Annotated in this window: 26 protein-coding genes; 17 read left to right on the forward strand and 9 right to left on the reverse strand. The window is 40.8% G+C overall.

Features of this window, described 5'->3' with window-relative positions:
* Positions 1 to 90 precede the first annotated feature (90 nt).
* The 14 genes from AAFQ93_RS04000 to AAFQ93_RS04065 all read left to right on the forward strand — a co-directional run bounded on the left by AAFQ93_RS04000 (position 91) and on the right by AAFQ93_RS04065 (position 11,939).
* On the forward strand, positions 91 to 876 hold the full coding sequence (locus AAFQ93_RS04000; protein WP_223140606.1) for an enoyl-CoA hydratase: 786 nt from the start codon (positions 91 to 93) through the stop codon (positions 874 to 876).
* A gap of 91 nt (positions 877 to 967) precedes the next feature.
* Positions 968 to 1,402 (forward strand): MarR family winged helix-turn-helix transcriptional regulator, encoded by a 435-nt coding sequence (locus AAFQ93_RS04005; RefSeq protein ID WP_000386343.1) that lies wholly within the window; start codon positions 968 to 970, stop codon positions 1,400 to 1,402.
* A complete protein-coding gene (locus AAFQ93_RS04010) occupies positions 1,402 to 2,376 on the forward strand; it encodes a beta-ketoacyl-ACP synthase III (protein ID WP_223140607.1) in 975 nt (324 codons plus the stop codon). The genes AAFQ93_RS04005 and AAFQ93_RS04010 overlap by 1 nt, the downstream gene beginning before the upstream one ends.
* Positions 2,377 to 2,432: 56 nt before the next feature.
* Positions 2,433 to 2,657 carry an acyl carrier protein gene (locus AAFQ93_RS04015; protein ID WP_000257840.1) on the forward strand — a complete coding sequence of 75 codons (225 nt, stop codon included), beginning with the start codon at positions 2,433 to 2,435 and terminating at the stop codon, positions 2,655 to 2,657.
* 116 nt (positions 2,658 to 2,773) lie between these two features.
* Positions 2,774 to 3,748, forward strand: a complete 975-nt coding sequence (fabK, locus tag AAFQ93_RS04020) for an enoyl-[acyl-carrier-protein] reductase FabK (RefSeq protein ID WP_045763680.1) — start codon at positions 2,774 to 2,776, stop codon at positions 3,746 to 3,748.
* A complete protein-coding gene (gene fabD, locus AAFQ93_RS04025) occupies positions 3,741 to 4,661 on the forward strand; it encodes an ACP S-malonyltransferase (protein WP_375555680.1) in 921 nt (306 codons plus the stop codon). The genes fabK and fabD overlap by 8 nt, the downstream gene beginning before the upstream one ends.
* Positions 4,662 to 4,693: 32 nt before the next feature.
* On the forward strand, positions 4,694 to 5,428 hold the full coding sequence (fabG, locus tag AAFQ93_RS04030; RefSeq protein ID WP_045763682.1) for a 3-oxoacyl-[acyl-carrier-protein] reductase: 735 nt from the start codon (positions 4,694 to 4,696) through the stop codon (positions 5,426 to 5,428).
* A 22-nt stretch (positions 5,429 to 5,450) separates the two neighbouring features.
* A complete protein-coding gene (fabF, locus tag AAFQ93_RS04035) occupies positions 5,451 to 6,686 on the forward strand; it encodes a beta-ketoacyl-ACP synthase II (RefSeq protein ID WP_045763683.1) in 1,236 nt (411 codons plus the stop codon).
* A 2-nt stretch (positions 6,687 to 6,688) separates the two neighbouring features.
* Positions 6,689 to 7,171, forward strand: coding sequence for an acetyl-CoA carboxylase biotin carboxyl carrier protein (accB, locus tag AAFQ93_RS04040; RefSeq protein ID WP_375555681.1), 483 nt, complete (start codon positions 6,689 to 6,691; stop codon positions 7,169 to 7,171).
* On the forward strand, positions 7,168 to 7,590 hold the full coding sequence (fabZ, locus tag AAFQ93_RS04045) for a 3-hydroxyacyl-ACP dehydratase FabZ (RefSeq protein ID WP_373114962.1): 423 nt from the start codon (positions 7,168 to 7,170) through the stop codon (positions 7,588 to 7,590). The genes accB and fabZ overlap by 4 nt, the downstream gene beginning before the upstream one ends.
* Positions 7,591 to 7,601: 11 nt before the next feature.
* A complete protein-coding gene (accC, locus tag AAFQ93_RS04050) occupies positions 7,602 to 8,969 on the forward strand; it encodes an acetyl-CoA carboxylase biotin carboxylase subunit (protein WP_375555682.1) in 1,368 nt (455 codons plus the stop codon).
* 185 nt (positions 8,970 to 9,154) lie between these two features.
* Positions 9,155 to 10,018 (forward strand): acetyl-CoA carboxylase, carboxyltransferase subunit beta, encoded by an 864-nt coding sequence (gene accD, locus AAFQ93_RS04055; protein ID WP_049503080.1) that lies wholly within the window; start codon positions 9,155 to 9,157, stop codon positions 10,016 to 10,018.
* Positions 10,018 to 10,785, forward strand: coding sequence for an acetyl-CoA carboxylase carboxyl transferase subunit alpha (locus tag AAFQ93_RS04060; RefSeq protein ID WP_223140612.1), 768 nt, complete (start codon positions 10,018 to 10,020; stop codon positions 10,783 to 10,785). Before accD ends, AAFQ93_RS04060 begins: the two co-directional genes overlap by 1 nt.
* Positions 10,786 to 11,213: 428 nt before the next feature.
* Positions 11,214 to 11,939, forward strand: coding sequence for a type II CAAX endopeptidase family protein (locus tag AAFQ93_RS04065; RefSeq protein ID WP_223140613.1), 726 nt, complete (start codon positions 11,214 to 11,216; stop codon positions 11,937 to 11,939).
* A gap of 54 nt (positions 11,940 to 11,993) precedes the next feature.
* Here AAFQ93_RS04065 and nusB read toward each other — a convergent pair whose 3' ends face one another.
* The 9 genes from nusB to gatC all read right to left on the reverse strand — a co-directional run bounded on the left by nusB (position 11,994) and on the right by gatC (position 19,270).
* Positions 11,994 to 12,416: a transcription antitermination factor NusB gene (nusB, locus tag AAFQ93_RS04070; RefSeq protein ID WP_000203647.1), complete on the reverse strand. Its 423-nt coding sequence runs from the start codon at positions 12,414 to 12,416 to the stop codon at positions 11,994 to 11,996.
* Entirely contained in the window at positions 12,409 to 12,798 is a 390-nt protein-coding gene (locus AAFQ93_RS04075; RefSeq protein WP_000510582.1) for an Asp23/Gls24 family envelope stress response protein, read from the reverse strand. Before AAFQ93_RS04075 ends, nusB begins: the two co-directional genes overlap by 8 nt.
* Before the next feature lie 28 nt (positions 12,799 to 12,826).
* Entirely contained in the window at positions 12,827 to 13,387 is a 561-nt protein-coding gene (gene efp, locus AAFQ93_RS04080) for an elongation factor P (RefSeq protein ID WP_000568646.1), read from the reverse strand.
* Positions 13,388 to 13,467: 80 nt separating this feature from the next.
* A complete protein-coding gene (locus tag AAFQ93_RS04085) occupies positions 13,468 to 14,595 on the reverse strand; it encodes an SPFH domain-containing protein (protein WP_045763690.1) in 1,128 nt (375 codons plus the stop codon).
* Positions 14,596 to 14,604: 9 nt separating this feature from the next.
* The gene (locus tag AAFQ93_RS04090; RefSeq protein ID WP_375555683.1) at positions 14,605 to 15,561 is read right to left on the reverse strand and encodes a zinc-ribbon domain-containing transport protein; all 957 of its coding nucleotides are present in this window, start codon (positions 15,559 to 15,561) and stop codon (positions 14,605 to 14,607) included.
* 50 nt (positions 15,562 to 15,611) lie between these two features.
* Entirely contained in the window at positions 15,612 to 16,004 is a 393-nt protein-coding gene (locus AAFQ93_RS04095) for a hypothetical protein (protein ID WP_045763692.1), read from the reverse strand.
* A gap of 52 nt (positions 16,005 to 16,056) precedes the next feature.
* Complete coding sequence (gene gatB / locus AAFQ93_RS04100) at positions 16,057 to 17,502, reverse strand: Asp-tRNA(Asn)/Glu-tRNA(Gln) amidotransferase subunit GatB (protein WP_375555684.1); 1,446 nt, start codon at positions 17,500 to 17,502, stop codon at positions 16,057 to 16,059.
* On the reverse strand, positions 17,502 to 18,968 hold the full coding sequence (gene gatA / locus AAFQ93_RS04105; protein ID WP_061862717.1) for an Asp-tRNA(Asn)/Glu-tRNA(Gln) amidotransferase subunit GatA: 1,467 nt from the start codon (positions 18,966 to 18,968) through the stop codon (positions 17,502 to 17,504). Before gatA ends, gatB begins: the two co-directional genes overlap by 1 nt.
* Positions 18,968 to 19,270 carry an Asp-tRNA(Asn)/Glu-tRNA(Gln) amidotransferase subunit GatC gene (gene gatC, locus AAFQ93_RS04110; RefSeq protein ID WP_004251926.1) on the reverse strand — a complete coding sequence of 101 codons (303 nt, stop codon included), beginning with the start codon at positions 19,268 to 19,270 and terminating at the stop codon, positions 18,968 to 18,970. Before gatC ends, gatA begins: the two co-directional genes overlap by 1 nt.
* 212 nt (positions 19,271 to 19,482) lie before the next feature.
* On the opposite strand from gatC, the gene AAFQ93_RS04115 reads away from it, so the two are divergent.
* The 3 genes from AAFQ93_RS04115 to AAFQ93_RS04125 all read left to right on the forward strand — a co-directional run bounded on the left by AAFQ93_RS04115 (position 19,483) and on the right by AAFQ93_RS04125 (position 22,669).
* Positions 19,483 to 20,157 carry a TIGR02206 family membrane protein gene (locus AAFQ93_RS04115; RefSeq protein ID WP_375555685.1) on the forward strand — a complete coding sequence of 225 codons (675 nt, stop codon included), beginning with the start codon at positions 19,483 to 19,485 and terminating at the stop codon, positions 20,155 to 20,157.
* 34 nt (positions 20,158 to 20,191) lie between these two features.
* Positions 20,192 to 20,884: a TIGR02206 family membrane protein gene (locus AAFQ93_RS04120; RefSeq protein ID WP_375555686.1), complete on the forward strand. Its 693-nt coding sequence runs from the start codon at positions 20,192 to 20,194 to the stop codon at positions 20,882 to 20,884.
* Positions 20,885 to 21,124: 240 nt separating this feature from the next.
* Complete coding sequence (locus AAFQ93_RS04125) at positions 21,125 to 22,669, forward strand: peptide chain release factor 3 (RefSeq protein ID WP_045763697.1); 1,545 nt, start codon at positions 21,125 to 21,127, stop codon at positions 22,667 to 22,669.
* Positions 22,670 to 22,796 lie beyond the last annotated feature (127 nt).

The raw sequence follows: 22,796 nt of genomic DNA on the forward strand, positions 1-22,796 counted from the left end.
GTCGATTTTTCTCTTGTTTAATAAATCAAAAAAAGATATAATTTGAAAATAAAATAATTTAATTTTCGTTGTAAATTTAAAGGAGTGGTTATGAATCATATTCTCTATCAAGTTCAAGACGATTTAGCGATACTAACTTTAAATCGTCCTGAGGTGGCCAATGGTTTTCATATTCCTATGTGTCAAGAAATTCTAGAAGCATTGGAATTGGCTGAAAAAGATGCTTCGGTTTCGTTTGTTCTCATTAATGCTGCTGGCAAAGTCTTCTCCGTTGGAGGGGATTTAGTAGAAATGAAACGTGCTGTCGATGAGGATGATATTGCCTCCCTCACCCAAATCGCGGAGTTAGTAAATACGATTTCCTATAAGATTAAACAAATTCCAAAACCAGTCATTATGGAGGTGGATGGAGCAGTTGCTGGGGCAGCGGCTAATATGGCTTTAGCAGTTGATTTCTGTATTGCTTCTGACAAAGCTAAATTCATCCAGGCCTTTGTAGGTGTGGGCTTGGCTCCAGATGCGGGAGGTTTATTCTTGCTTACACGATCACTTGGTGCGACTCGGGCAACGCAATTAGCTATGACGGGAGAAGCTTTCACAGCAGAAAAAGCACTGGAAGCTGGAGCTGTCTACCGTCTTTGTGCTAGTGATCAATTAGAAAAGACAAGAGAGCAACTATTGAAGAAGTTGAGACGAGGTTCTTCTAACTCCTATGCTGCTGTTAAGAAGTTAGTCTGGGAGAGCGAGTTTAAGCAGTGGCACGAGTACGCACAGCTAGAACTGGAATTGCAAAAATCTCTATCTTATACGGAGGATTTCAAAGAAGGTGTTCGTGCACATTCTGAGAGAAGACGTCCAAAATTTATCGGAAAATAAAAAAATACTTGCACAATTCTTTGAAGTTTGATATACTTTTTTTGTCAAATGTTTTGATAGTTAAACTTTTTTGATAAGGGAGGGAAGAGAATTGGACTACCAACGGATCAATGACTATTTAACATCTATTTTTAATAACGTCCTGGTGATTGAGGAAGTAAGTTTGCGAGGTAGTCGTTTCAAGGACATCTCTATCAAGGAAATGCACACGATTGATGTGATTGGTAAGTTTCCAGATGTGACACCAAGTCAAGTGTCCAAAGAGCTGATGGTAACTCTAGGAACAGTGACAACTAGCTTGAATAACTTGGAACGAAAAGGTTACATTGAACGCTTACGTTCAGATCAGGATCGTCGTGTAGTACATCTGCATTTGACTAAGAAAGGTCGACTCGTACATCGTCTCCATAAACGTTTCCACAAGGCCATGGTCGAAAGAATTATCGAAGGCATGAGCCCAGAGGAAATGGACGTCATGAGTAAAGGTTTGACCAATCTTTATCAATTTTTGGAGGATTTGAAATAATGGCTTTTGCAAAAATAAGCCAGGTTGCTCATTATGTACCAGAGCAGATTATCACAAATGAGGATTTAGCTCAGGTTATGGATACGAGTGATGAATGGATTTCAAGTCGAACTGGGATTAAGGAACGTCGCATTTCTAAGACAGAATCAACTGGAGATTTGGCAACGGCAGTTGCAAAACAACTCCTAGAGAAGTCAGGGATTTCTGCTGAAGAGTTGGATTTTATCATTCTAGCTACGATGACACCTGACTCGATGATGCCTTCAACAGCCGCTCGTGTTCAGGCTAAAATCGGCGCTCACAAGGCTTTTGCCTATGACTTAACAGCTGCCTGTAGTGGCTTTATCTTTGCCCTATCAACTGCAGAGAAGTTTATCTCTTCAGGAGCCTATCGTAAGGGTCTAGTTATCGGTAGTGAAACTATGTCAAAAGCTTTAGACTGGTCGGATCGCTCAACTGCTGTCCTATTTGGAGATGGAGCTGGGGGCATCTTGTTAGAAGCAAGCGAAGAGACACATTTCCTAGCGGAGAGTCTCAATAGCGATGGTTCGCGTAGTGAGTGTTTGACCTTTGGACAGACTGGTTTAACTTCACCATTTTCAAATCAAGAAAAGTCCGATGCTTTCTTGAGAATGGATGGCCGAGCAGTTTTTGATTTTGCGATTCGAGATGTTGCTAAGTCTATAAAACATACCATAGAAGAGAGTCCTCTTTCGGCAGAAGAACTAGACTATCTCTTGCTTCATCAAGCTAATATCCGCATTCTAGATAAGATGGCTAGAAAGATCGGTGTAGATCGAGACAAGCTTCCTGCCAATATGACCAAGTATGGAAATACCAGTGCGGCAAGTATTCCGATCCTACTTTCAGAGTGTGTAGAGGAAGGGCTCATTCGTTTGGATGGTAGCCAAAATATTCTCTTGTCAGGCTTCGGTGGAGGTTTGACATGGGGCACGCTTATTGTTACAATTTAGGTAATCATGTGGTGAACACATTGTTATAAAAACTATTTATTTTAAAGGAGTCTATCATGGCAGTATTTGAAAAAGTACAAGAAATTATCGTTGAAGAACTTGGGAAAGACGCATCAGAAGTAACACTTGAATCTACTTTTGATGATTTGGATGCAGATTCATTGGACTTGTTCCAAGTAATTTCAGAAATCGAAGACGCTTTTGATATCCAAATCGAAGCTGAAGACAACTTGAAAACAGTTGGTGATTTGGTTGCTTACGTTGAAGAGCAAACAAAATAATTAAAATAAATGAAGAAGGAGTAGGGGGGACCCGCTCCCTCTTGTTTAGGTAATAGTTTGACTGTCAAATTATAATGTAGTCGAACTATTACGTAAGCAAGACATATGGAGGCACTATGAAAACACGTATTACAGAATTATTGAATATTAAATATCCTATCTTCCAAGGTGGAATGGCCTGGGTTGCAGATGGTGACCTTGCTGGAGCTGTTTCAAAAGCAGGTGGTCTAGGTATCATCGGTGGAGGAAATGCTCCTAAAGAAGTGGTTAAGGCTAATATCGATAAGATTAAATCTTTAACAGACAAGCCTTTTGGTGTCAACATTATGCTTCTGTCTCCATTTGTTGATGATATTGTTGACCTCGTCATTGAAGAAGGGGTTAAGGTAGTCACAACTGGCGCAGGAAACCCAAGTAAATACATGGAGCGATTCCATGAAGCGGGAATCACCGTTATTCCTGTAGTTCCTAGTGTTGCTTTAGCTAAACGCATGGAAAAAATCGGTGCAGACGCTGTTATTGCAGAAGGTATGGAAGCAGGTGGACACATCGGTAAACTAACAACTATGACCTTGGTTCGTCAAGTTGCAGCTGCTGTTTCAATTCCTGTTATCGCTGCTGGTGGTATTGCAGACGGTGAGGGAGCTGCAGCTGGATTTATGCTTGGTGCAGAAGCTGTGCAAGTAGGAACTCGTTTTGTAGTTGCTAAAGAATCAAATGCTCATCCAAACTATAAAGCTAAAATTTTAAAAGCTCGTGATATTGACACAACGATCTCAGCACAACATTTTGGACACGCAGTTCGTGCCATTAAAAACAAATTGACTCGTGATTTCGAACAAGCTGAAAAAGATGCCTTCAAACAAGAAAATCCAGATTTAGAAATCTTTGAACAAATGGGCGCAGGAGCCTTAGCTAAGGCTGTTGTTCACGGAGATGTGGATGGTGGATCTGTTATGGCTGGTCAGATTGCAGGTCTGGTTTCGAAAGAAGAAACTGTTGAAGAAATCTTAAAAGATATTTACTACGGTGCAGCTGAAAAGATTCAAGCAGAAGCTGCTCGTTGGGCAGGAGTTACAAGAAATGACTAAAATAGCCTTTCTATTTGCAGGTCAAGGAGCCCAGTACCTAGGAATGGGACGTGAGCTATACGACCAATATGCTATCGTCAAGGAAACAATCGACCAAGCTAGCCAAGTCTTGGGGTATGACCTTCGTGACTTGATTGATAATGATGAAACAAAGCTAAATCAGACTCGTTACACGCAACCAGCTATTTTAGCTACGTCCGTTGCTATTTACCGACTACTAAAGGAGAAAGGTTATCAGCCTGATATGGTGGCAGGTTTATCTCTTGGAGAATATTCTGCCCTGGTAGCTAGTGGTGCCTTGGATTTTGAAGATGCAGTAGCTCTAGTTGCTAAACGTGGGTCTTATATGGAAGAAGCAGCACCAGCAGGATCAGGGAAAATGGTAGCTGTCCTCAATACACCGGTTGAAGTGATTGAAAAAGCTTGTCAAGAAGCTTCTCAACTTGGTGTTGTAACTCCAGCTAACTACAATACTCCAAGCCAGATTGTTATTGGTGGGGAGGTAGCTGCAGTAGATCGTGCAGTTGAACTTTTGCAAGAAGCGGGAGCAAAACGCTTGATTCCTCTAAATGTTTCTGGACCTTTCCATACAGCTTTATTGGAATCTGCTAGTCAAAAATTAGCTCAAGCCCTGACAGAAGTTGAATTTTCTGACTTTGCTTGTCCACTTGTTGGCAATACAGAAGCAAAGGTCATGGAAAAAGAACGTATAGCAGAACTCTTTACTCGTCAAGTTAAGGAACCTGTCCGTTTTTATGAAAGTATTGCAGTCATGCAAGAAGCGGGTGTCACTCGTTTTATCGAAGTTGGCCCTGGTAAAGTCTTGTCAGGATTTGTCAAAAAAATTGATAAAACGGCTCAACTTGCTAATGTGGAAGATCAAGCAAGTCTACAAGCACTCTTGGAAAATTAGACTAATGTGGTAGAAGTTCTGAAAGGAGAAAAATGAAACTAGAACAGAAAAATGTCTTTATTACAGGCTCAAGTCGAGGAATTGGTCTAGCCATTGCTCATAAATTTGCTAGCTTGGGAGCTAACGTTGTCTTGAATAGTCGTGGTGAAATCTCCGAGGAGCTTCTAGCCGAATTTAAACCATACGGGGTGAAGGTTCTTGCTATTTCTGGTGATGTTTCTGATTTTGCGGACGCAAAACGTATGGTAGACCAAGCCATTGAAGAGCTGGGTTCAGTTGATGTCCTAGTGAATAATGCTGGGATTACTCAAGATACTCTCATGCTCAAGATGACAGAAGAAGATTTTGAGAAGGTCTTGAAAGTCAATTTGACAGGGGCTTTCAATATGACACAATCAGTCTTGAAACCGATGATAAAAGCTCGCGAAGGTGCTATCATCAATATGTCTAGTGTTGTTGGTCTCATGGGAAATATCGGTCAAGCCAACTACGCCGCATCCAAAGCTGGTTTGATTGGATTTACTAAATCAGTAGCACGTGAGGTTGCTAATCGCAATGTGCGTGTCAATGCCATTGCTCCAGGAATGATTGAATCAGATATGACAGCAGTTCTATCTGATAAGGTCAAAGATGCCATGTTAGCACAAATTCCGATGAAACAATTTGGCCAAGCAGAGCAGGTCGCAGAGGTGACAGTCTTTCTTGCAAGTCAGGATTATCTAACGGGACAGGTCATTGCAATTGATGGTGGACTAACCATGCAATAAGAGTTAAAATAGAGGTATGAAAATGAAACTAAATCGTGTAGTAGTAACAGGTTATGGATTGACATCTCCAATTGGGAACACACCAGAAGAATTTTGGAACAGTCTTAAAAATGGAAAGATTGGAATTGGTGAAATCACCAAATTTGATCACAGTGCTTTTGACGTTCATAATGCGGCAGAGATCCAGGATTTTCCGTTTGATAAATACTTTGTAAAAAAAGATACCAATCGTTTTGATGACTATTCTTTGTATGCCTTGTATGCAGCTCAAGAAGCAGTGAACAATGCTAATCTTGATGTAGAGACTCTTGATAGAGACCGCTTTGGTGTCATCGTTGCATCAGGTATCGGTGGGATTAAAGAAATCGAAGATCAAGTGCTTCGACTTCATGATAAGGGACCAAAACGTGTAAAACCATTGACACTTCCAAAAGCCTTGCCAAATATGGCTGCAGGAAATGTTGCTATGCGCTTTGGGGCAAATGGTATCTGTAAATCTATCAATACAGCTTGTGCTTCATCAAATGATGCTATCGGAGATGCCTTCCGTTCTATCAAGTTTGGTTTCCAAGACATCATGTTGGTTGGTGGTTCAGAATCATCTATTACTCCATTTGCGATTGCTGGTTTCCAAGCCTTAACAGCTCTTTCAACAACGGAAGATCCAACTCGTGCTTCTATTCCGTTTGATAAAGACCGTAATGGATTTGTCATGGGTGAAGGATCAGGTATGTTGGTACTTGAAAGTCTAGAGCACGCAGAAAAACGTGGAGCAACTATCTTAGCTGAAGTTGTTGGTTATGGAAATACTTGTGATGCCTACCATATGACTTCACCACATCCAGAAGGTCAAGGTGCTATTAAGGCTATCAAACTTGCCTTGGAGGAAGCTGAAATCACACCAGACCAAGTAGCTTATGTCAATGCTCACGGTACATCAACTCCTGCTAATGAAAAGGGAGAAAGTGGAGCGATTGTAGCTGTTCTTGGTAAGGAAGTACCTGTATCTTCAACTAAGTCATTTACAGGACACTTGCTCGGTGCAGCAGGTGCAGTTGAAGCCATTGCAACAATTGAAGCAATTCGTAACAACTATGTTCCAATGACAGCTGGAACAACAGAATTATCAGACTACATTGAAGCAAATGTTATTTATGGACAAGGCTTGGAACGTGAAATTCCTTATGCTATCTCAAACACTTTTGGATTTGGTGGGCATAATGCAGTTCTTGCTTTCAAACGTTGGGAGAATAAGTAAAGATGAATTTAAATGAAATCAAAGACTTGATGGCGCAGTTTGACCAGTCGAGCTTGAGAGAATTTTCTTATAAAAATGGAACGGATGAGTTGCTCTTCAGCAAGAATGAAGCAAAACTTGTTGCAGAAGCAAGTCCAGCACCTCAACCTGTGGTTTCAGCAACTGCACCTACAGTTGCACCTCAAGCTCCAACTTCAACACCAGCTGTAGAAGCAGTTTCAGAATCAAATGTTACTGAATCTGTAGCTGAAGGAGATCTAGTAGAGAGTCCACTTGTCGGAGTTGCTTACTTGGCTGCTGGACCAGACAAACCTAATTTTGTTTCAGTCGGTGATACTGTTAAAAAAGGTCAAACCTTGGTCATCATCGAAGCCATGAAAGTTATGAACGAAATTCCAGCACCTAAAGATGGTGTTGTAACAGAAATTCTAGTTGAAAATGAAGAAATGGTTGAGTTTGGGAAAGGCTTGGTACGTATCAAATGATTGATATTCAAGGAATTAAAGAAGCTTTGCCTCACCGCTATCCTATGCTCTTAGTGGATCGTGTTTTGGAAGTTAGTGAAGATACAATTGTTGCTATTAAAAATGTAACGATTAACGAACCTTTCTTCAACGGACACTTTCCAGCCTACCCTGTGATGCCAGGTGTCTTGATCATGGAAGCTTTGGCACAAACAGCAGGTGTTTTGGAATTATTAAAACCTGAGAACAAAGGGAAGCTGGTCTTCTACGCTGGTATGGACAAAGTTAAATTTAAAAAACAAGTTGTTCCTGGTGATCAGCTTGTCATGACAGCAACTTTTGTCAAACGTCGTGGCACAATCGCCGTAGTAGAAGCGAAGGCAGAAGTAGATGGTAAGCTTGCAGCAAGCGGTACTCTAACCTTTGCTATTGGAAACTAGGGAGGTTTTCCATGTTTCGTAAGATTTTAATTGCCAATCGTGGTGAAATCGCTGTTCGTATTATTCGTGCGGCACGAGAATTAGGAATTGCAACAGTCGCTGTCTATTCGACTGCTGACAAGGAAGCTCTCCACACGCTTTTGGCTGATGAGGCTATCTGTATCGGCCCTGGGAAGGCTACAGAATCTTATCTGAACATCAATGCCATCCTATCAGCTGCGGTCTTGACTGAAGCTGAAGCTATTCACCCTGGATTTGGTTTTTTAAGTGAAAATTCCAAGTTTGCAACCATGTGTGAAGAAGTTGGTATCAAATTTATCGGACCATCAGCTCGTGTCATGGATGTCATGGGAGATAAAATTAACGCCCGTGCTCAAATGATTAAGGCAAACGTGCCTGTCATTCCAGGATCAGATGGAGAAGTCCATACAGCAGAAGAGGCCCTCTCTATTGCCGAAAAAATTGGTTATCCAGTTATGCTGAAAGCTTCAGCTGGAGGTGGTGGTAAAGGGATTCGTAAGGTTGAAAAAGCAGAAGATCTTGTGTCAGCCTTTGAAACAGCCTCTAGTGAAGCCAAAGCCAACTTTGGTAATGGAGCTATGTACCTTGAGCGTGTGATCTATCCTGCTCGCCATATTGAAGTACAGATTCTTGCTGACCAAATGGGACATGTTATTCACCTTGGTGAACGTGACTGTTCGCTGCAACGGAATAACCAAAAGGTTTTAGAAGAAAGTCCTTCGATTGCTATTGGAAAAACCCTTCGTAATGAAATTGGTGCAGCGGCAGTTCGTGCAGCGGAGTCTGTTGGTTACGAGAATGCTGGTACCATTGAATTCCTGCTAGATGAAGCGACTGGTAAATTCTACTTTATGGAGATGAATACGCGTGTCCAAGTAGAACATCCAGTAACCGAATTTGTATCTGGTGTGGATATTGTCAAGGAACAAATCCGTATCGCAGCAGGTCAACCATTGACCTTGAAGCAGGAAGACATTGTTCTAAAAGGACATGCCATTGAATGTCGGATCAATGCGGAAAACCCAGCCTTTAATTTTGCACCAAGTCCAGGTAAGATTACCAATCTTTATCTACCAAGTGGTGGTGTGGGCTTGCGAGTGGACTCAGCAGTTTATCCTGGTTATACCATTCCGCCATACTATGATAGTATGATTGCTAAAATTATTGTTCATGGTGAAAATCGATTTGATGCTCTCATGAAAATGCAACGAGCTCTTTATGAACTCGAAATTGAAGGGGTGGTCACCAATGCTGATTTCCAACTTGATCTGATTTCAGATCGTCGCGTGATAGCAGGGGACTACGATACTTCATTCTTGATGGAAACTTTCTTACCACACTATCAAGAAAAAGAATAATGTAATACTCTTCGAAAATCTCTTCAAACCGCGTCAGCTTCGCCTTGGATTATATATGTGACTGACTTCGTCAGTCTTATCTACAACCTCAAAGCAGTGCTTTGAGCAACCTGCGGCTAGCTTCCTAGTTTGCTCTTTGATTTTCATTGAGTATAAAAATAGTATAAGACTGAAAAGGGGGATGTATGGCTCTATTTAGTAAAAAAGATAAATATATTCGAATCAATCCCAATCGTTCGACTGTAAATCAACCTCAGATCAAGCCAGAGGTTCCAGATGAGCTCTTCTCCCAATGTCCAGGTTGCAAATATACGATTTACCAAAAGGACTTGGGGAGTGAGCGAATATGCCCTCACTGTGGCTATACCTTCCGTATTTCAGCTCAAGAGCGTTTAGCTTTAACCATTGATATGGGGACGTTTTTGGAAATGTTTAAAGGGATTGAGACCCAGGATCCTTTGAATTTTCCAGGCTATCGTAAAAAATTGACTTTGATGCGTGAAAAGACAGGTCTTGATGAAGCTGTTGTTACTGGAACTGCTTTGATTAAGGGCGAAAAAGTTGCTCTTGGCATTATGGATTCTAACTTTATCATGGCATCGATGGGGACAGTTGTTGGTGAGAAAATCACTCGCTTGTTCGAATATGCGACCGCTGAAAAATTACCTGTCGTATTGTTTACAGCTTCTGGCGGAGCACGCATGCAGGAAGGAATCATGAGCTTGATGCAGATGGCCAAAATCTCTGCCGCAGTCAAACGTCATTCCAATGCAGGTCTCTTTTATCTGACAATCCTTACAGACCCGACGACTGGAGGAGTAACAGCTTCCTTCGCTATGGAAGGGGATATCATCTTGGCAGAACCCCAAAGTTTGGTAGGTTTTGCTGGACGCCGTGTGATTGAAAATACAGTAAGAGAAGACCTGCCAGAAGACTTCCAGAAAGCAGAGTTTTTACTGGAACATGGTTTTGTAGATGCAATTATTAAACGGCGAGAATTGCCAGATACGATTGCTCGATTAGTAAGACTACATAGGAGGGAGAGTTGATGAATATTGCGAAAATCGTTAGAGAAGCTCGTGAACAAACTCGCCTAACAGCCTTGGACTTCGCAACAGGAATTTTTGATGATTTTATTGAGTTGCATGGGGATCGCTCCTTCCGTGATGATGGTGCTATTATTGGTGGTATCGGTTGGTTGGGAGACCAAGCAGTGACTGTTGTTGGAATCCAAAAAGGTAAAAGTTTACAAGATAATCTTAACCGTAACTTTGGTCAACCTCATCCTGAAGGTTACCGAAAAGCCCTTCGTTTGATGAAGCAAGCAGAAAAGTTTGGTCGTCCTGTTGTAACCTTTATCAACACGGCTGGTGCCTATCCTGGTGTCGGAGCAGAAGAACGTGGTCAAGGTGAAGCCATTGCTCGTAACCTCATGGAGATGAGCGACCTCAAAGTACCCATTATCGCCATTATTATCGGAGAAGGTGGCTCTGGTGGAGCTCTAGCTCTAGCAGTGGCTGACCGTGTTTGGATGCTAGAAAACTCTATCTATGCAGTTCTCAGTCCTGAAGGCTTTGCTTCTATTTTGTGGAAAGATGGCACGCGTGCCATGGAAGCAGCTGAGTTGATGAAAATCACTTCACATGAACTTTTGGAGATGGAAGTCGTAGATAAGGTTATTTCAGAGAGAGGCCTCTCTGCCAAAGAGCTGCTAGCTCGTGTGAAAAATGAACTTCAAACAGAAATTGAACAATTAAAACAATTACCGTTGGAGAAACTTTTGGAAGAGCGTTATCAACGCTTTAGAAAATATTAAAAAGAAAGCTAGAACTAAAAACGGTTCTAGCTTTTTGGTTTCTCTCAAAAATTCATTTCAGGATTAAAAATTGACAGTTGAGGAGATGGAACTGAGAGTCGTTTAAAAAAGATGTATATTTTATAATAAGGAATGATAATCTATAAGTGCTACAGAGAATAGATTAATACTCAATGAAAATCAAAGAGCAAACTAGGAAGCTAGCCGCAGGTTGCTCAAAGCACTGCTTTGAGGTTGTAGATAGAACTGACGAAGTCAGTAACATATATACGGCAAGGTGAAGCTGACGTGGTTTGAATTTGATTTTCGAAGAGTATAAGTTTTTATAGATTTTATGCTGTGCTAGATCAGTATATAACTGATAAACTGAATAGGGGGTTGTTAATCTTTCCCTCCATCAAGGTAATTTTAATTTTTTAGGAGTGAGTATGAAAAAACTAGGGCATTTGGGATTCTATACATTCTTTGTATTCCTCTCGGTTTATCTACTAGAGTTTAGTAGTCTTCATCTGACTAAGTTTTTAGGATGGGGGATAGATGGCTATTATAGCATTTCAGCAGTTGGGGAAGTAACTCTTTTAGTGATGTTTGTCTACTGGTTAAAAAAGAAAAAGATGCTCTATATTTTTGAAACAAAGGGCTCGAAGAAGTCAAGATTCTTTTACCTTGTATTTGCTCTAGTGGCTACTTATTTTGTTCGTCAGTTGTTGAATACTTTTCAGTTACAGTTTCATCACTTAATTGATAACAAGTTTATTTTTCAAGACCTTATTTCGACTTTATATTCAAATGGACAACCTACTTTTTTAGCGACTAGTTTCTACTTTATATCTAGTGTTATCGTTGCTCCTATATTTGAGGAGAGCGTTGATAGAGGGTATTTTATGAATACCTTCTTTCCCAATTCTAGGTATTATCTGGATGTTATCTTATCAGCTCTTATTTTTGGAATCAGTCATTTGGTGTTTTCCCATCGAGATCCCATCAGTTTGATCATTTATAGTTTAGGAGGCCTTTTCTTTGCCCTTGTCTACCGTTGGACAAAGAATCTAAAAATCACAATTCTTTGCCATAGTTTTTTCAACTTTCTCACTTATGCCAAGCCCATCTGGATATTTGTTTATAATTATGTCTATTACCACTTTTTTAGATAGTGGAAGGCAAAGAAAAAAGTGTTTGATCTGATTCAAACACTTTTTCTATATTATTTAATCTTCTTCTGTCACAAATTGACTAAGGAGTCCATTGATGAAACGGGCTGACTTTTGATCTGAAAAGCTCTTAGCAAGTTCAATAGCTTCGTTAACAGCTACGAGCTGAGGAGTATCAAATGAAGTGATTTCAAAAACTCCTAGGCGTAGTAAATTCTTTTCTACCAAAGTCAGACGATCGATGGTCCAACCTGTTTTCAAATGTTGAGTGATTTGTTTGTCCAGATCATCCTTCTTAGCTTGGACACCAGAAACGAGCTCTACAAGGAAGTTAGGAAGTTGTACGTCTGTATCTTCGCGATCATGTGTGTAGGCGAAGCGACAAGCAGTTTCTAGATCTGAACCATATTCAAGACTCATCAAGGCTTGGAAAGCACACTTACGTAGTTCACGTCTAGATTCTAATAATGGACTAGTCATTGAGGAAGTCCTCGTCGAATAAGTCTTTCAATTCTGGTTTTGGTGTTTTATCTGGAACGATACCTGAAACGTGAATGTTGACAGCAGAGATTTCAACATCAGCCATGTTACGGACAGCATCCTTAACAGCTTTCTGGATAGCCATAGCAACCTTAGGAACTTTGACACCGTACTCTAGGTAGAGGTAGATATCAGCTGTGAGCTCATCGTTTGCTTCTTTTAGATATACGCCACGACCAAGAGAAAGTTTTGAAAGGGTGTCAGATACTGATTTGTTTGAAAAAGAGTGTACGCCTTCAACTTTCGCAGTTGCAATAGCAATGATTTTTTCAAGTACACGTGGGGCGATGACGATTTCGCCAAGTTGTTCTTCAATTCCCATAGAATGACCTCTTTCTAGTTTCTAGAGATTAGGCGCGAGAAACGTAAGTTCCTTCTGCAGTGTTGATAATCAATTTTTGACCTGCTTCGATGAAGTCTGGAACGTTCACGACAAGACCAGTTTCCATTGTTGCTGGTTTACCAGAACCTGTAACAGTAGCACCTTTGATAGATGGTTGTGTTTCAGCAACTGTCAATTCAACAGTAGTTGGTACAGTCACACCGATTACTTCAGTTCCGTAGAATTGGATTTTTACATCTGAGTTTTCAAGGATGTAAAGCAATTCGTTTTCAACATTCACAACAGGAATTTCGTATTGGTCATAAGTTTCTGTGTTCATGAAGTAAGCTGTGTCGTCCATTTTGTACAAGTATTGAGCTGGAACTGTTTCGATGATCGCTTGCTCAAATTTTTCTTCTGGGCGGTAGCTTGTTTCAAAAGTTGAACCAGTGCGGACATCACGCAATTTCATACGCATGATAGTGTTTCCTTTACCTGGTTTGTGGTGGCTAGCTTCCAAAACGCGGATCAATTTTCCTTCAGCTGTTTCAAAAGTCATACCAGCCTTTAGTTTACTTGCTTCAATCATGTTTTTACCTCTTTAATAAATAGTTTACTCTTTATTGTACCATAAAATGCAATAATTCTCAAATATCAGATGAGCTTGAATTAGTTGACTGGTACGATATTTCCTTCTTCATCTTTGGTTACGAGAACATACTTACCGTCTACCTCGATGTAAAAGTTCTTGCTTGCAGTTTGCCCGTTATTTTGAACAGGAGCTTGAGTTTGGGCTTGTTGGTTGAGTTGACCGCCAAGTGTTTGTCCTAGATTCATTCCCATAATCATGTTCATACCATTGCCATTGCCTTCATTGTTAGCAGCAGCGATGAGAGCTTCATTACGAGCACGACGTTCTTCAATCTCAATCGTATTGTACTTCATAGCGACAAGCTCGCTATCAAGCTTACGGACAATATCTAAGCTTTCTTGATCATAGCTCAAATCTTCAAGTAGAATGTTGGTTGTTTCAATTCCATAAAGTCCTGCCCATACCTTATTAACTTCTTGTTTTGCTAGCTCATTGAAAGTATCTTGATTGGCATTAAGGCTATAGATATCTACCTTGTTTTCATTGGTAAATTTAGCAATTGCAATGGCAATCTTTGGTGCGATATTTTGTCGAAGTGTTCCTTGAGCTACATTTTGTAATGTAAAGGCTTTATGGTCTTCAATTTGTTGACTGATGGAGCTGACATAGAATAGGACTGGATCAGCAACTTTGATATCAAATAAGCCGTAGAAGCGGATGTTAAGTAATTGTTGATAACGTTCACTGAAGTATTCTACAGCATTCTGTGTACCGAATTTATTTCCGGCAACGGGTTGCATACGAATAAAGATGATTTCTTGTTGGGTAATGACTTGACCACCAAATGAGAAGCGGTTTTTGAAATTTTCCCAAGTACCCTTTAGGCCACCTTTTTCAAGAAGCCAGGCATTGTCTCCAGAACGCCATTCGTGGCTACCAGCTTCTAAGACGTCTCCAAGGAAGGTACCGTTGTTCACTAGAATAGCGACATAGCCTTGAGGAACAATAACGACACTACCATCTGTTAGTAGTCCAGTGTTTTGATTGCTTTGTCTAGATTTGCCATCTGGATCTTTTGAAAGAAGTTGGCCTTTAATGGCCAAAGCATCGGCTGTTAGGTTATTTGGAAGTACGATCGCTTCTTTAAATTTGCTATCGTTGAAGCTATTAAGCCCTGAAGATAGGGCGGCACGAATAAATCCCATAATTTCCTCCTAATTATAAAGTTCGTCTTCATCCACAACATCGTAGGTATCGAGTACCCATTGATTTGGACTACGTGTGAGCTCAGCTCCGCAGTATTCACATTGGCTAATAGCTGAGATTTTAAGTGGAGCACCACAGTTTGGACAGTGGTCGCTAACAGCTTCATCTTGAACAGTGTTTTCGGTTTGGCTACCATGTTTGCGGATGAAGTTCATTTGATAAACTGTAAATAGATCTTGTTGAGGGTCTCCTTCGATAACCTTACGAGTCTTATCATCGATAACATAGTCTCTGAGTGTAGATGAAAGGATAACCACTAAAGTATCATTTCCATCAGGATTTTCATAGAAATCTTTGATGCGGATATTTTCAACATAGACTTTTTCTAAAACATTGGTTGTTTTTGCCCGAATATGATCTTCGAGTTGTGTACTATGTTGGGAATAGAGACTAGTACTTTCGAGAGAGCGAACCAAATTCCAATCCTTTTTAGTCCAGGCTGCCTGCAACTGAATATAGACTTCTTTAACCCATGAAGCGAAGGCATCAGCATCAAAGTTTGGATCGCCATATTTGATACGACTAACAGCTAGTGTGTTGTGTTCTACTCGACGATGGCTAGGTGGATTATATCCAGTTGAACTACCGTAAGACTTGCCAGAAGATGAATTCAGGTCGTTTAGATATTTGATGAACATGTAGAGTAAGAAACCTCCAACACCAAACATGATAAGCATGTTCATACCAGTACCTAAAGAACCACCTGAACTAGAGGAGCTACTTCCAGAGCGATAGCTACTTTTATAAGAGGAGCTGCGACTTGAGCTACTGCGGCTGCTACTTCTTGAACTGCTTCGGCTAGAGCTACCACTTCGCGAATGGCCAACGCCAGCATCAATTGAGTTAAATGGTGTGAAGAATAACAACAATAAACAAGTGGCGAGAAGAGTATATAACTTTTTCATATGTCTCCTAACTATGTGAGTATAAAAATAGTTTTTGCTAAATTTTATGTCTATAAAGAGTTTTGGAGTTTTATAGTTTTATTTTCAATAAACCACCCTATAATCCAACCAAATACGAGTATATAATTCTCGATAGCACCAATTGCATTAACAGGAGAATGATATTCAATAAAATTTAACAAATGATTTGTTCCTATTCCTATACCACCAATAATGAGGGCAAGAAGGGCAATTCGCAGGTAAAACCAATCGTACTTAATATTAACGGCAAGAATAATAATTAAGACAGCTAGATTCCAAATTCCAATTTCTCTTTGCCATCCTGCAGAAATACCGTAACCAGAATGCTCTCCCATATATGATGGAAGAAAGATTTGTAGAATAGAAGCACCCAACATGGCGACAATAACTAAAATAAATAGTACTCGTAAAAATTTGTTCATTTATTCTCCTTATTCTATTTTTTAGTAGAAAAGGCTATTAACAAAAGTATATTTACTCGTTCTCTTTCAACTTAGCCAATTCTTGGGCAAGTAGTTTAAGGGCTACTTGTGGGTTGGCTTGGCCTTTGGTTGCTTTCATAAGGAATCCTGTGAAGGCCTTGTCTGCGTTACGTTTGCCTGACTTGAAGTCGGCAACAGCAGCTTCGTTATCCGCAAAGACTTGATGAATAATTGGAATCAAAACATCAGGATCTGAGATTTGCACCAAACCAGCTTTTTCAACGTATTCACGCGCTCCGCCGCCATTTTTAGCTAGATGGACAAAGACTTTTTTAGCAATCTTAGAAGAGATCGTGCCGTCTTCGATGATGGCAATCATTTCAACCAAGTTTTCTGGTGTCAATTCGATTTGTTCCAGTGTCTTACCTTCGGCGTTCAAGAACTGAGCGACTTCCCCTTGAAGCCAGTTAGAGACTTGTTTGGCATCGCCACCGAGGGCGACAGCTTTTTCAAAGAAATCAGAAGTGACTTTATTGGTAGTCAACTGGATAGCATCGTAGTCTGATAGACCAAGTTGAGATACGTAGCGAGCACGGCGTTCTTTTGGAAACTCTGGCAATTCAGTACGCATTTCTTCGATCCATTCATCTGAGATTTCAAAGAGTGGTAGGTCTGGTTCTGGGAAGTAGCGGTAGTCTGCAGCACCTTCCTTGACACGCATGAGGATAGTTGCCTTGTTAGCTTCGTCATAGCGACGTGTTTCTTGGCGGATTTGACCACCTGAACGAAGGATTTCAGCCTGACGTTGCACTTCGTATTCAAGACCTTTACGAACGTTTGAGAAGGAGTTGAGGTTTTTTAGCTCAGTTTTGGTACCGAATTTCTCTTGACCATAAGGACGAAGAGAGATGTTGGCATCTACACGCATAGAACCTTCTTCCATCTTAACGTCAGAGATACCAGCGTATTGGATAACTTCCTTGAGGGCTGTTAGATAAGCGTAGGCTTCTTCTGGTGAGCGCATGTCGGCTTCAGATACAATCTCAATCAATGGCACCCCTTGACGATTAAGGTCGACATAAGAGAAACCATCTGTACCGTGAGTGTTCTTACCAGCGTCCTCCTCTAGGTGAGCACGCTCGATACCGATTTTCTTAGTTGTTCCGTCTTCTAGTTCCACTTCAATCCAGCCGTTATAACCGATTGGCTCATCAAATTGAGAAATTTGATAGGCTTTAGGATTATCAGGATAGAAGTAGTTTTTGCGATCAAAGTGCATCTTCTTATGGATGTCCATGTTGAGGGCAAGAGCTGCCTTGATACCAGCATCGACAACACCCTTATTGAGAACTGGCAGTACGCCAGGGAAAGACCAGTCAATCACATTTGTGTTGGCATTTTGGTCATTTCCGAAGTGGGCAGAAGTAGGTGAGAAGATTTTTGAATTGGTGTTGAGCTCTACGTGGACTTCAAGTCCAATGACTGTTTCAAAGTTCATTAGTTATCACCTCCAAAAATCACGGGTTGTTGTTTGTGGTAGTCTGTTGTTGCTTCAAAAGCAGCAGCAGCTTGGTAGATAGTCTCTTCTGAGTATTTAGGACCAATCAATTGGAGCCCGACAGGTAGACCTTGGGCAAATCCTGCAGGAATTGAAATTCCTGGAAGTCCAGCCAAGTTGACTGGGATGGTCAAGAGGTCAGCCAAGTACATGGCAACTGGATCGTGGTTGAGTGAATCCAAATCAAAGGCCACGCTTGGAGCTGTTGGACCAAGGATGAGATCGTAATCTGCAAAGACTTTTTCAAAATCTTGGATGATGAGGGTACGAACTTGACCAGCCTTCTTGTAGTAGGCATCGTAATAACCTGATGAAAGGCTGAAAGTTCCAAGCATGATACGACGTTTCACTTCATCACCAAATCCTTGGCTGCGAGTATTAACGTAAATCTCGTCCAAGTTTTTAGCGTCTTCAGCACGGAAACCATAGCGGATACCGTCAAAACGTTGTAAGTTTGATGAAGCTTCTGATGAAGCGATGATGTAGTAGACTGCTACACCGTATTTAGAGTGAGGAAGGCTCACTTCTTCAACGATAGCACCAAGTTTTTCAAAGTGTTTAGCAGCGTTCAGAATGGTTTCCTTAACTTCTGGGTCAATCCCTTCGCCAAGGTATTCCTTAGGCAAAGCAATTTTCATGCCCTTAATGTCTTGACCGATTTTTGAAGTAAAGTCAGCAATGCGGACTGGAGCAGAAGTAGAGTCTTTTGCATCTTCGCTAGCAATAGCATTGAGCAAGAGCGCATTTTCCTTAACAGTTGGTGCAAAAGGACCAATTTGGTCTAATGAGCTACCAAAGGCAATGAGACCGAAACGTGAAACTGTTCCGTAAGTTGGTTTGAGACCAACAATCCCGTTAAAGGCAGCAGGTTGGCGGATAGAACCACCAGTATCAGAACCAAGTGATAAACGGACTTGTCCAGAAGCTACAGATGCAGCTGAACCACTTGATGATCCACCAGGAACCTTGCTGTGGTCCCAAGCATTTTTAGTAGCACCGTAGTAAGAAGTCTCACCTGATCCACCCATGGCAAACTCGTCCATGTTAGTTTTTCCGACAACAATCATGCCCTTAGATTTTGCATTGGCAACAGCTGTCGCATCAAAGATTGGCTCGTAGTTATAAAGCATTTTTGAGGCTGCAGTTGTTAGGATACCGTCTGTAGAGATATTATCCTTAACAGCTAGCGGAATTCCTGAAAGGACATTATCAGCGTCAATTCCAGTTTCGTCAATAGCTTTAGCTTGAGCAAGAGCTTGATCTTCAGCGATAGTGACAAAGGCATTGATAGCCTCTTCACGCGCCTTGATATCTTCAATCGTTGCTTGCGTTAGTTCGGTTGCAGAAATTTCCTTAGATACAAGGAGGTTGTGCAACTCTTCAATCGTTTTATTGTTAAAAGTCATTAGGCATCTCCTCCATCATCCAGGATAGCTGGTACCTTGATATAGTAGTTATCTTTTTCAGGTACATTTTTAAATAAGCGATCACGGTCAGTTCCTTCTTCGGCTACGTCTGGGCGAAGAACGGTCTTGCGATCTGCCATGGTAGTCGTTGGTTCAACACCAGTAGTGTCGACTTCGCCGAGCAATTCGACCATATCAACAATCTTAGACAAGGTTGTCGCAAACTCAGCAGTTTCTTCTTCTGAGAATTTTAATTTTGAAAGATTGGCAACGTGAGTTACCTCTTCTTGCGTAATTTTCATCTGGTATCCTTTCGTGAAATGATGATTATTTATCTGTTCTATTTTACCATATTTTCCTATAAATAAGGTGAGCTAAGTTGAAAAGAAATAGAAATTGAAAAATGGTTTTTAATTCGATATAATGGTTGAAAATAGAAGCAAGAACAGCATTGGTTTTTAGCCGGCAAACAAGATGGAGACATTGACCGATTCGAACAAGTTAAGGAGGACATATGAAAATTTGGGATTTGCTTTTTACCAGTAAAAAAACAGTCCCTCCTCATTTGGGGACGTGGTACTTCTTATTACCTACTTCTTTGGTAATCATAGCTGTTTTATCGATTCGTTTCGCATCATCTAAAGGTTACAGAAACTTTTGGTATTGGGGACAATTGATTCAGTTGCTCATCATCAACGCTTGGTATATTTCGGCACGCCTGCCCTTGTCTGAGGCTCTCCCTTTTTACCATAGTCGCATGGCTATGTGGATGATTCTTTTTGCTCCTAACAAGACCTTTTTCAAACAATATTTCGCCCTGGTTGGAGTATTTGGTTCTATTATGGCTTTAGTTTATCCAGTCTTCTATCCTTTTCCTTTTCCTCATGTTTCCTCGGTTAACAATGTTTTCGGCCACTGGGCCCTCTTAGCAAATTGCTTGATTTATCTTGTCAGATACTATCAAGTTGAAAATAGGGATATTTGGAAGATTTGCCAGATGACCTTTGGCGTCAATGCTATTATCTTTCTAGCTAATCTTGCAACAGGAGGGAATTATGGCTTCATGAGCAAGCCTCCTGTGATTGGGGATCATGGTAGTTTGCTTAACTATTTGATAGTAACCAGTTTGATGACAGGTATTCTCGTCCTTATCAATCAACTCGTCAAATATAAACATAAGAATAGTTAGCGAACAAATGAATTAATTATTCTAAGGAGATTTTATGCATCATTTTATTACAAGAACCCAAACCACACCACCGCCTATTCCGATTTTTTGGTACGGTGTCATGATAGGCCTTCTTGCCTTGTCTATTTATGCTTCTCTTACTTACTACAAAAATCCCAAATTTGTTCGATTATTTAAGTGGATTCAAATAGCGCAACTGCTAGCTCTTTACACTTGGTATATTGGTTTTGGCATTCCATTTTCAAATAGTCTGCCTCTTTACCATTGTCGTTTAGCCATGTTCGCAGTTATCTTCCTACCAGACAGATGGAAAACCAAGCAGTATTTTGCCCTTATGGGAGCTAGTGGAGCAGTATTTGCCTTGGGTTATCCGGTTTTTGATCCCTATGACTTTCCGCATATTACCAGTTTTTCATTCTTGATTGGACATTATGCTCTCCTGGTAAATTCACTTGTCTATCTCATGAACCACTACGATAAGACCCTGCTTAAAAAGTATCGAATCATCGTCTACACTTTTGTTCTTAATCTTTTTCTAGTTGGAGTCAATCAAGTGACAGGTGGAAACTATGGGCTTTTGAATACCACGCCTTTTATCCCAGATGCTCCTATTTGGATAAAATATCTGTTGGTTTCAATCATTCTATCTTCAGCCTTGGTGCTCTTTGATATCTTGTTTAAGAAACGCTGGCAAAAGAAAATGGCACTAGAATCAACTCTTTCATGATTTAGATTGTAAGCTAAAAGAAGATATAGAATTTGAGTCGACCAATCACAAAATATAAATTACAACATCCATTATTTAAAAGCAAGTCTATTATAGAGACCTGCTTTTTCTTGTGTAGGCGATTGAAAAACTCTCTAAAATCCGATATAATGGAGTGTTGAAAGGAATTTTAGGGTCCAATGTAACAAAGAGCGATTAGAAATTCAAATAATTCAAAAAAAGTAAAAAGAAAGAGAAGTTATGAGTATTCAAGAAGAAATCAAAAAACGTCGTACCTTTGCCATCATCTCCCACCCGGACGCTGGTAAAACGACTATCACTGAGCAATTGCTTTACTTTGGGGGAGAGATTCGTGAGGCAGGTACTGTAAAAGGGAAGAAGACAGGAAACTTTGCTAAGTCTGACTGGATGGATATCGAGAAACAACGTGGGATTTCGGTAACCTCATCTGTCATGCAGTTTGACTACGATGGCAAACGTGTCAATATCCTAGATACACCAGGGCACGAGGACTTCTCAGAAGATACTTACCGTACCTTGATGGCGGTGGATGCGGCTGTCATGGTTGTGGACTCTGCCAAGGGTATCGAGGCCCAGACCAAGAAATTGTTTGAGGTTGTCAAACATCGTGGTATTCCAGTCTTCACTTTTATGAACAAGCTTGACCGTGATGGCCGAGAGCCACTAGACCTCTTGCAAGAATTGGAAGAAGTCTTGGGCATTGCTAGCTATCCGATGAACTGGCCGATTGGGATGGGGAAAGCTTTTGAGGGACTCTATGACCTTTACAATAAACGCTTGGAACTTTACAAAGGGGATGAACGCTTTGCTAGTCTGGAAGATGGGGACAAGCTATTTGCTAGCAACCCATTCTACGAGCAAGTCAAGGATGATATCGAACTCTTGCAAGAAGCTGGAAATGAATTCTCAGAAGAAGCCATCCTTGCGGGTGAATTAACTCCAGTATTCTTCGGTTCAGCTCTTACTAACTTTGGAGTACAGACCTTCCTTGAAACCTTCCTCAAGTTTGCTCCAGAACCACACGGTCACAAGAAAACAGATGGCGAAATTGTGGATCCTTACGACAAGGATTTCTCAGGATTTGTCTTTAAAATCCAAGCCAACATGGACCCTCGTCACCGTGACCGTATTGCCTTTGTCCGTATTGTCTCTGGTGAATTTGAGCGTGGTATGAGTGTTAATCTTCCTCGTACTGGTAAGAGTGCTAAACTATCAAATGTTACTCAGTTTATGGCGGAGAGTCGTGAGAATGTCACTAATGCCGTAGCAGGGGATATTATCGGAGTTTACGATACTGGTACTTATCAGGTGGGAGATACTTTGACAGTTGGGAAAAACAAATTTGAATTTGAACCACTGCCAACCTTTACCCCTGAAATCTTCATGAAAGTTTCTGCTAAGAACGTTATGAAGCAAAAATCCTTCCACAAGGGAATTGAGCAATTGGTTCAAGAAGGAGCTATTCAGCTTTATACCAGCTACCAAACAGGTGAATATATGTTGGGTGCCGTTGGTCAATTGCAGTTTGAAGTCTTCAAACACCGTATGGAAAATGAGTACAATGCAGAAGTCGTTATGAGCCCAATGGGTAAAAAGACCGTTCGCTGGATTAAACCAGAGGATTTGGATGAGCGTATGTCTTCAAGTCGAAACATCTTGGCTAAAGACCGCTTTGACCAACCTGTCTTCCTCTTTGAAAACGACTTTGCCCTCCGCTGGTTTGCGGACAAGTATCCGGATGTAGAGTTAGAAGAGAAGATGTAACTCAGTACCAACAATTGGAACTAAAGTTCCTAATTGTTGGACGCTAGTCGCTATTTTGCGGTCTAGCTAACTGCCTTACTAACTGCGTTTGGCAAATAAAATCGATTTACAAACTCCGTGTCGTAAT

The sequence above is a fragment of the Streptococcus nidrosiense genome (assembly GCF_042140045.1).
Lineage (GTDB): Bacteria > Bacillota > Bacilli > Lactobacillales > Streptococcaceae > Streptococcus > Streptococcus nidrosiense.

Coding starts and splice junctions, on each gene's coding strand:
- AAFQ93_RS04075 (WP_000510582.1), bottom strand. CDS start 12,798: ATGGGAATTGAAGAACAACTTGGCGAAATCGTCATCGCCCCACGTGTA.
- fabF (WP_045763683.1), top strand. CDS start 5,451: ATGAAACTAAATCGTGTAGTAGTAACAGGTTATGGATTGACATCTCCA.
- accC (WP_375555682.1), top strand. CDS start 7,602: ATGTTTCGTAAGATTTTAATTGCCAATCGTGGTGAAATCGCTGTTCGT.
- gatC (WP_004251926.1), bottom strand. CDS start 19,270: ATGAAAATTACGCAAGAAGAGGTAACTCACGTTGCCAATCTTTCAAAA.
- AAFQ93_RS04085 (WP_045763690.1), bottom strand. CDS start 14,595: ATGGGATTTATTCGTGCCGCCCTATCTTCAGGGCTTAATAGCTTCAAC.
- AAFQ93_RS04065 (WP_223140613.1), top strand. CDS start 11,214: ATGAAAAAACTAGGGCATTTGGGATTCTATACATTCTTTGTATTCCTC.
- efp (WP_000568646.1), bottom strand. CDS start 13,387: ATGATTGAAGCAAGTAAACTAAAGGCTGGTATGACTTTTGAAACAGCT.
- AAFQ93_RS04120 (WP_375555686.1), top strand. CDS start 20,192: ATGCATCATTTTATTACAAGAACCCAAACCACACCACCGCCTATTCCG.
- fabK (WP_045763680.1), top strand. CDS start 2,774: ATGAAAACACGTATTACAGAATTATTGAATATTAAATATCCTATCTTC.
- nusB (WP_000203647.1), bottom strand. CDS start 12,416: ATGACTAGTCCATTATTAGAATCTAGACGTGAACTACGTAAGTGTGCT.
- accD (WP_049503080.1), top strand. CDS start 9,155: ATGGCTCTATTTAGTAAAAAAGATAAATATATTCGAATCAATCCCAAT.
- gatA (WP_061862717.1), bottom strand. CDS start 18,968: ATGACTTTTAACAATAAAACGATTGAAGAGTTGCACAACCTCCTTGTA.
- fabD (WP_375555680.1), top strand. CDS start 3,741: ATGACTAAAATAGCCTTTCTATTTGCAGGTCAAGGAGCCCAGTACCTA.
- AAFQ93_RS04015 (WP_000257840.1), top strand. CDS start 2,433: ATGGCAGTATTTGAAAAAGTACAAGAAATTATCGTTGAAGAACTTGGG.
- gatB (WP_375555684.1), bottom strand. CDS start 17,502: ATGAACTTTGAAACAGTCATTGGACTTGAAGTCCACGTAGAGCTCAAC.
- AAFQ93_RS04060 (WP_223140612.1), top strand. CDS start 10,018: ATGAATATTGCGAAAATCGTTAGAGAAGCTCGTGAACAAACTCGCCTA.
- AAFQ93_RS04115 (WP_375555685.1), top strand. CDS start 19,483: ATGAAAATTTGGGATTTGCTTTTTACCAGTAAAAAAACAGTCCCTCCT.
- fabZ (WP_373114962.1), top strand. CDS start 7,168: ATGATTGATATTCAAGGAATTAAAGAAGCTTTGCCTCACCGCTATCCT.
- AAFQ93_RS04010 (WP_223140607.1), top strand. CDS start 1,402: ATGGCTTTTGCAAAAATAAGCCAGGTTGCTCATTATGTACCAGAGCAG.
- AAFQ93_RS04125 (WP_045763697.1), top strand. CDS start 21,125: ATGAGTATTCAAGAAGAAATCAAAAAACGTCGTACCTTTGCCATCATC.
- fabG (WP_045763682.1), top strand. CDS start 4,694: ATGAAACTAGAACAGAAAAATGTCTTTATTACAGGCTCAAGTCGAGGA.
- AAFQ93_RS04095 (WP_045763692.1), bottom strand. CDS start 16,004: ATGAACAAATTTTTACGAGTACTATTTATTTTAGTTATTGTCGCCATG.
- AAFQ93_RS04090 (WP_375555683.1), bottom strand. CDS start 15,561: ATGAAAAAGTTATATACTCTTCTCGCCACTTGTTTATTGTTGTTATTC.
- accB (WP_375555681.1), top strand. CDS start 6,689: ATGAATTTAAATGAAATCAAAGACTTGATGGCGCAGTTTGACCAGTCG.
- AAFQ93_RS04000 (WP_223140606.1), top strand. CDS start 91: ATGAATCATATTCTCTATCAAGTTCAAGACGATTTAGCGATACTAACT.